This is a genomic window from Streptomyces sp. WELS2 (assembly GCF_013870595.1).
Taxonomy (GTDB): domain Bacteria; phylum Actinomycetota; class Actinomycetes; order Streptomycetales; family Streptomycetaceae; genus Streptomyces.
Window position 1 is genome coordinate 1 of record NZ_JACBWZ010000278.1, and the last position, 7,382, is coordinate 7,382.

Below are 7,382 nucleotides of genomic sequence, written 5' to 3' on the forward strand. Positions count from 1 at the left end.
GGCGGAATCCGGCGTCGTACGCTCCGTGGGATTCCCCCCACGGGGCCCGCCACCCCCGTGCCGGCGGGCCCCGCGTGTCGGTACTCTGCCCGCCCGAAGCGGCCGGCGAAGCCTCATCCGCGCTGTTCAGAGCTTGATTTGAGGATGGCGTAGCCCGGCTACGACCCCTGCCGCAGCCGGCGCCGTCAGAAGTCGTACTCGCCCAGTCCGGGCCAGTCGTCCGGGCCGCCGCCCTGCCATTCGATCAGGTCGCTCACCTCCACCTCGATCCGGTCCAGGTCGGCCAGGCGCAGGATCTCCACGACGTCGTCCAGGTGCGAGGCGATCCCCAGCGTCACGTCCCCCTCGGTGACCCGCCGGGAGCCGTCCAGGGCGGGGGAGTGGACCACGATGTGCGGGTGCTGTGTCGGGTTGCCCATGCCTTCAGCGTGCTGCGGATACCGGGGACCCGCACGCCGGGAACCCGGTCGCGGACAGCACGAAGCGCTCCCTCCGGTGTGGAGGGAGCGCTGCGCGCACCATCTGGTGACCGTCCGACGGCGCGAGGCTGGGCGCGACAGGTCGTTCGCGCCGCCGGACGGGGCCGGAGTACCTCCGCGGTGACGGCGGAGGTGGGGCTGGGACCGCGGTGGCCACGACGGAGGCGGACGTCCCTTCCCTCTGGTCGAGAAGGGAGTCCGGGGCTCCTTCACCACCGCACTGGCTCGTGCGCCACCGCGGTCCTCGCCCTGCCCGCCGCACCGGATGATCACCCCTCATCCGGACCACCCGGGGCGGCGGGGCCTTCGCGTCCGGGGCACGACCTCCCCGTCACGTCCCGGACGCAGCCTTGGGACTCAGTCCTCGCGCAGGGCGCGGACCGCCTCCTCCACGCGCTTGCCGTACTCGGGGTCGGCGGCGTGGAAGTGGGCCAGGTTCTTCTCGATCACGTCGTCACGGGAGACCTGCGAGAGGCCGCCGGCGATGTTCGCGACCAGACGGGACTTCTCCTCGTCCGACATCAGCCGGTACAGCTCGCCGGCCTGGAAGAAGTCGTCGTCCTTGGTGTGCTGCGGGGCGACGTGGTTGCCGGTGTGGCCGGTCACGGCCAGCGGGGCGGACAGCGGGCGGCCGGTCTCGACCGGGCCGTCGTAGGAGTTCGGCTCGTAGTTCTTGGCGTGCCGGCCCTGGCCGTTGACCGCCATGAAGCCGTCGCGGCCGTAGTTCTGGGCACCGCCCGGGACCGCCTTCGGGGCGTTCACCGCGAGCAGGGTGTGGTTGACACCGAGGCGGTAGCGGTGGGCGTCGGCGTAGGCGAACAGCCGGCCCTGGAGCATCTTGTCCGGGGACGGGCCGATGCCGGGCACGAAGTTGTTCGGGGAGAACGCGGCCTGCTCGACCTCGGCGAACACGTTGTCCGGGTTGCGGTCGAGGACCAGGCGGCCCACGCGCCGGAGCGGGTAGTCCTTGTGCGGCCAGACCTTGGTCAGGTCGAACGGGTTGAAGCGGTAGTCCGCCGCCTCGGCCGCCGGCATGATCTGGACGTAGAGCGTCCAGGACGGGTGCACACCGCGCTCGATCGCCTGGAGCAGGTCGGTCTGGTGCGAGTTGGGGTCCTTGCCCGCCAGTTCCTGCGCCTGCTCGGTGGACAGGGAGCGGATGCCCTGGTTCGTCTTGAAGTGGTACTTGACGAAGAAGGCCTCGCCCTTGGCGTTCGTCCACTGGTAGGTGTGCGAGCCGTAGCCGTTCATGTGGCGGTACGACGCCGGGATGCCGCGGTCGCCCATGAGCCAGGTCACCTGGTGCGTGGCCTCGGGGGCGTGCGCCCAGAAGTCCCAGACGTTGTCGGGCTCCTGCTTGCCGGTGAACGGGTCGCGCTTCTGCGAGTGGATGAAGTCGGGGAACTTCAGCGGGTCCTTGATGAAGAACACCGGGGTGTTGTTGCCGACGAGGTCGTAGTTGCCCTCCTCGGTGTAGAACTTCACCGCGAAGCCACGGGGGTCGCGGACCGCGTCGGCGCCGCCGAGGGAGTCGGCGACCGTGGAGAAGCGTACGAAGACCTCGGTGCGCTTGCCGATCTCGCCGAGGAAGTCGGCGTGGGTGTAGCCGGTGACGTCGTCCGTCACCTCGAAGTGGCCGTACGCGCCGGAACCGCGGGCATGCACGACACGCTCCGGGATCCGCTCGCGGTTGAAGCGCGCGAGCTTCTCCAGGAGGTGCTGGTCCTGGATCAGGAGCGGGCCGCCGACGCCGGCGGAGGCGGAATTCTGGTTGTCGGCGACCGGTGCGCCGGACTCTGTCGTGAGCACGCGCTTCGACATCGTGGACCTTCCGTGCGGGTGTCAGCGGAAAACTGTTTCCGCTTTGTGGAGCCTAGAAGTGGGGCGATCTGAGCGTCAACACTTTGTTGAAGTCGATTCCGGACCGCGGCGCCGCCTGGGCGCGACAGGACAGGTGTCAGCGGCGCCGCGGTCCGGAAGTGCGAGGGGTCGTCAGACCTGGGCGCCGGAGAGGCGCTCGACGGCCCGCAGCAGGGCCGAGTGGTCCAGGCCGCCGTCGCCCTGGGCGCGCAGGCTGGCGACCAGCTGGGCGACCACGGCGCCGACCGGGAGGGCCGCGCCGACGTTGCGGGCGGCGTCGGTGACGATGCCCATGTCCTTGTGGTGCAGGTCGATCCGGAAACCGGGCTTGAAGTCGCGGTTGAGGAAGTTGTCCTTCTTCCGCGTCAGCACGGTGGAGCCGGCCAGACCGCCGTTGAGGACGTCCAGGGCGGCCTGGAGGTCCACGCCCGACTTCTCCAGGAAGACCACGGCCTCGGCGCACGCCTGGATGTTCACGGCGACGATCAGCTGGTTGGCGGCCTTCACCGTCTGGCCCGAGCCGTGCGGACCGCACAGCACGATGGTCTTGCCGAGGGCCTCGAAGATCGGCTTGGCCTGGTCGAAGTCGGCCTGCTCGCCGCCGACCATGATCGACAGCACCGCTTCGATGGCACCGGCCTCACCGCCGGACACCGGGGCGTCCAGCACCCGGATGCCCTTGTCCCCGGCGGCCTTGGCGAGGTCCACGGAGGTCTGCGGGGTGATCGAGGACATGTCGATCAGCAGGGCGCCGGACTTCGCGTTCTCGAGGATGCCGTCCGGGCCGTAGGCGATGGCCTCGACCTGCGGGGAGGCGGGCACCATCGTGATGATCACGTCGGCGTCCCGGACGGCCTCGGCGATGGAGCCGGCCGCGGTGCCGCCGGCGGCGGCCAGGCGGTCCAGCTTCTCCTTCTCCAGGGTGTAGCCGGTGACCTGGTAGCCCGCCTTGATCAGGTTCTCGGACATGGGGGCGCCCATGATGCCGAGGCCGATCCAGGCGATCACAGGGCGGGTCGGGCGGGAAGAAGCTGCAAGGTTGCTCATTTCGGGGGTGCCTCTCTTACTGCGGCTCTACGTCTGTGAAGGGGCGGCCGGTGGGCAGGGCCGGCGGCTCAGCGGGCCGCGCGGGCCTCGCGCGGGAGCCAGTCGAACGCCTCGGCGCTCGGGCGGTCGCCCGGCTTGTACTCCAGGCCGACCCAGCCGTCGTAACCGGCCTTCCCCAGCCGGCCGAGCAGCTCCTGAAGCGGGAGCGAGCCGGTGCCGGGGGCGCCGCGGCCGGGGTTGTCGGCGATCTGCACGTGCCCGGTCTTCGCCGCGTAGGCGTCGATGACCGCGGGCAGGTCCTCGCCGTTCATGGACAGGTGGTACAGGTCCATCAGGAACCTGGCGTTCCCGAGACCCGTCGCCGCGTTCACCTTGTCGACGACCTCCACCGCGGCCGGCGCCGACACCAGCGGGTACAGCGGCGACTCGGGCTTGTTCAGCGCCTCGATCAGCAGGACGGCGCCGATCCGGTCGGCCGCCCGGGCCGCGAGGACGAGGTTCTCCAGGGCGAGCGCGTCCTGCTCGGCCGGGTCCACGCCCTCGACGCGGTTGCCGTACAGCGCGTTGAGCGCCGTGCAGCCGAGGGAGGCCGCGAAGTCGGCGGCCACGTCGATGTTGGCGCGGAACTTCTCCGACTCCTCGCCCGGCAGCGACAGGGCGCCGCGGTCCGGGCCCGGGAGCTGCCCGGCGTAGAAGTTCAGGCCCGTGAGACGGACCCCCGCGTCCTCGATCGCCTTCTTCAGGGCGTCCAGCTCGGACCGGGCCGGAGTGGGGGAGTCGATCCAGGGCCACCACAGCTCGACCGCGGTGAAGCCCGCCGCGGCGGCGGCCGCGGGGCGCTCCAGGAGCGGGAGTTCCGTGAAGAGGATCGACAGGTTGACGTTGAAGCGCTGGTCTGCGGCGGTGCTCCACTCGAAACCTGGCATTCGGGCCGCGCTCCCTTCCGTTGGTCGAGTTTCCGTATTACGGAAGTTCGTTTCTGCGTAATGGAAGATTGCCGTCGTGTGTCGCCGCTTGTCAAGGGGCGTCCGCAAGAGCGGCCCTCCACGGCCGCCTCGCGCGTTAGGTTGGGCGCGTGCGATTGAGAGTGGAGTTCACGACCGAGCCCTTCGACCTGGACGAAGCGCCCGCGCACGCCCTGGTGGCGCGCGAGGTCATCGAGACCGCCGAACTGGACGCCGTGGACGTCGGGCCGTTCGGCAACACCGCCGAGGGCGGCGCCGACCGCGTGCTCGGCGCGGTGGACGCGCTGCTGCGCAAGGCCCTCCAGGCCGGTGCCACCCGGGTCTCGCTCCAGGTCAACGTGATCGGCGACGAGGCTCGGGAGGGTGATAGGTGACCGGGGACGAGCCCTTCATCGCGGCGGTGAAGCCGCTGGTCGACGCCATGGGCGGGACGATGCTCCCGCCCGACGAGGCCGGCCCCGAGGATGTCGTCCTCGCCTGGGAGGGGGCCGACGTCGTCGCCGTACGCCTGCCCCAGCTCGCCGACTCGCTCGACCACATCCTGGCCGCCATGGAGCGCAAGGAGGGCCGGCCGCTGGCCGATCTCGACCGCAAGGCCAAGCAGGAGGTCGTACGGATCCTGGAGGCGCGCGGCGCGTTCGCCGTGCGGCACGGGGTGGAGACCGTGGCGGGCGCGCTGGGCGTCAGCCGCTTCACGGTCTACAACTACCTCAACCGCGAGAAGGGCCTCTGAGCGGGGCGGGAGTGAGGGCGCAAGGGCCGTCCGGCCCCCAACCCGGCTTGTTACGCGGAATTTTCAACAAAGTGTTGACGTGGTGTTTCCGAGGGCGTTAGCTATCCGCAGCCCGTTCAGCACAACGGCCCGAAGCGGCCACGGAGGCTCCCGTGACTACCACTTCCACGCCCCCGGGCCTGTCCCGGTTCAACGACCTGGAGGAGCGCGAGGCCCTCGCGGCCCTCCACGAGGCGTGCGCCTCCACCGAGTGGGCCCGGCGACTGCTCGCCGCCCGCCCGTACGCCACCCCGGAGGACCTCTACACCGCCAGCGACGCCGCCATGGCCGAGCTGACATCCGCGGACCTGGCGGAGGCGATGGCCGGACACCCGCCGATCGGGCGGCCCAAGCCCGGCGACCCGACCTCCGCCCGCGAACAGCGCGGCATGGCCGGTGCCTCCGAGGAGCTCAAGGCGGAGATGCTCGAACTCAACCTGGCCTATCAGGAGAAGTTCGGGCATGTCTTCCTCATCTGCGCCACCGGCCGGACCGGCGAGCAGATGCGCGACGCGGTCAAGGAGCGGATCGGCAACTCGCCCGAGCAGGAGCGGGAGATCGTCCGCACCGAGCTGGGCAAGATCAACCGCATCCGACTGGCCCGACTCGTCGAAGAGGACGCCTGACACCATGAGCACCAGCACCACCGCCTCCGTGTCCACGCACATCCTGGACACATCGATCGGCCGCCCCGCCGAGGGCGTCGCCGTCCGGCTCTCCGCCCGCGCCGGGCGCGAGGCGGACTGGCAGGCGCTCGGCGGCTCGGCGACCGACGCCGACGGCCGGTGCAAGGACCTGCCGGCCCTGCCGGAAGGGACCACCCACGTACGGCTGGACTTCGCCGTCGAGCCGTACTTCGAAAATTCTGCGAAGAAGCAAGCCGATGCGCAGCAGGACGCCCCCGCGAATCGGGACAGCGGTGCCGTGTTCTTCCCCGAGGTGGCGATCACCTTCGCCGTGGTGCCCGGGGAGCACTACCACGTACCGCTGCTGCTCAACCCGTTCGGCTACTCCGTTTACCGAGGGAGCTAGCTACATGCCGACCATCCTGGGACAGAACCAGTACGGCAAGGCCGAGAACCGAGTCGTCAAGATCACGCGGGACGGCGCCACCCATCACATCAAGGACCTCAACGTCTCCATCGCGCTGAGCGGCGACATGGAAGAGGTCCACTACTCCGGCTCGAACGCCAACGTCCTGCCCACCGACACCACCAAGAACACGGTGTTCGCGTTCGCCAAGGAATACGGCATCGAGTCCGCCGAGCAGTTCGGCATCCACCTCGCCCGGCACTTCGTCACCAGCCAGGAGCCGATCCACCGGGCGCGCATCCGCATCGAGGAGTACGCCTGGGAGCGGATCGAGACCTCGGACGCCAACAGCAAGTTCATCGGCGCGGACGACGTCAAGCACTCCTTCGTCCGCAAGGGCCAGGAGGTCCGCCTCACCCAGATCACCTACGACGGTGAGAAGTGGGAGGTCATCTCCGGCCTGAAGGACCTGGTCGTGATGAACTCGACCAACTCCGAGTTCTGGGGCTACGTCAAGGACAAGTACACCACCCTCCAGGAGGCGTACGACCGTATCCTCGCCACCCAGGTCGCCGGCCGCTGGCGGTTCAACTGGACCGACGACGCCCAGAAGATGCCCAACTGGGAGAAGTCGTACGAGCAGGTCAAGAAGCACATGCTGCACGCCTTCGCCGAGACCTACTCGCTCTCGCTCCAGCAGACGATGTACCAGATGGGCTCGCGCATCATCAACAACCGCAGCGAGATCGACGAGGTCCGCTTCTCGCTGCCCAACAAGCACCACTTCCTCGTGGACCTGGAGCCGTTCGGACTCAAGAACGACAACGAGGTCTACTTCGCCGCCGACCGCCCCTACGGCCTCATCGAGGCCACCATCCTGCGGGACGGCTGTGAGGCCCGTATCCCGGTCGACATGACCAACCTCTGACGCGGGACGCCCGCCCCCGGCCCGGCCTGACGGGCCGGGGGCGCGCTACACCGGAGGGAACAAAATGGCACAGCCTGCAAAGGGGCCGGCGAAAGCCCCGTGTTCCACCCCGCCGGTGCACATCGAGGACGCCGTCACGTCCGTGCACCCGGTGGACGAGAAGCTCCACCCCACGCGGCTCGTCCCCGCCGCGCTCCAGCACATCGCCGCTATGTACGCAGGCGTTGTCACTCCTCCGCTCATCATCGGTCAGGCCTGCGGGCTCGACATCGGGGCCCGTACCCGGCTCATCGCCGCGA

The 7,382-nt window shown here is 69.7% G+C and carries 9 protein-coding genes and 1 pseudogene; 6 read left to right on the forward strand and 4 right to left on the reverse strand.

Annotated features, from left to right (window positions below; translation table 11 throughout):
• Positions 1–185: 185 nt before the first annotated feature.
• The 4 genes from H5J33_RS17635 to H5J33_RS17650 form a co-directional block, all read right to left on the reverse strand.
• Complete coding sequence (locus tag H5J33_RS17635) at positions 186–419, reverse strand: hypothetical protein (RefSeq protein ID WP_181795892.1); 234 nt, start codon at positions 417–419, stop codon at positions 186–188.
• A 417-nt stretch (positions 420–836) separates the two neighbouring features.
• Positions 837–2,300 carry a catalase gene (locus H5J33_RS17640; RefSeq protein ID WP_181795894.1) on the reverse strand — a complete coding sequence of 488 codons (1,464 nt, stop codon included), beginning with the start codon at positions 2,298–2,300 and terminating at the stop codon, positions 837–839.
• 171 nt (positions 2,301–2,471) lie between these two features.
• On the reverse strand, positions 2,472–3,386 hold the full coding sequence (locus H5J33_RS17645; RefSeq protein WP_181795896.1) for a 2-hydroxy-3-oxopropionate reductase: 915 nt from the start codon (positions 3,384–3,386) through the stop codon (positions 2,472–2,474).
• Between the two features lie 68 nt (positions 3,387–3,454).
• Positions 3,455–4,312: a TIM barrel protein gene (locus H5J33_RS17650; protein WP_181795898.1), complete on the reverse strand. Its 858-nt coding sequence runs from the start codon at positions 4,310–4,312 to the stop codon at positions 3,455–3,457.
• 149 nt (positions 4,313–4,461) lie between these two features.
• On the opposite strand from H5J33_RS17650, the gene H5J33_RS17655 reads away from it, so the two are divergent.
• The 6 genes and pseudogenes from H5J33_RS17655 to H5J33_RS17680 form a co-directional block, all read left to right on the forward strand.
• Positions 4,462–4,725, forward strand: coding sequence for a hypothetical protein (locus H5J33_RS17655; protein ID WP_037700656.1), 264 nt, complete (start codon positions 4,462–4,464; stop codon positions 4,723–4,725).
• 47 nt (positions 4,726–4,772) lie between these two features.
• Entirely contained in the window at positions 4,773–5,084 is a 312-nt protein-coding gene (locus tag H5J33_RS17660; protein ID WP_220212459.1) for a helix-turn-helix domain-containing protein, read from the forward strand.
• 152 nt (positions 5,085–5,236) lie between these two features.
• Complete coding sequence (gene uraD / locus H5J33_RS17665; protein ID WP_181795900.1) at positions 5,237–5,749, forward strand: 2-oxo-4-hydroxy-4-carboxy-5-ureidoimidazoline decarboxylase; 513 nt, start codon at positions 5,237–5,239, stop codon at positions 5,747–5,749.
• 4 nt (positions 5,750–5,753) lie between these two features.
• On the forward strand, positions 5,754–6,155 hold the full coding sequence (uraH, locus tag H5J33_RS17670) for a hydroxyisourate hydrolase (protein WP_181795901.1): 402 nt from the start codon (positions 5,754–5,756) through the stop codon (positions 6,153–6,155).
• 4 nt (positions 6,156–6,159) lie between these two features.
• On the forward strand, positions 6,160–7,083 hold the full coding sequence (gene pucL, locus H5J33_RS17675; protein WP_181795903.1) for a factor-independent urate hydroxylase: 924 nt from the start codon (positions 6,160–6,162) through the stop codon (positions 7,081–7,083).
• Between the two features lie 64 nt (positions 7,084–7,147).
• Positions 7,148–7,382: pseudogene (locus H5J33_RS17680) on the forward strand (purine permease); the annotation flags it as partial.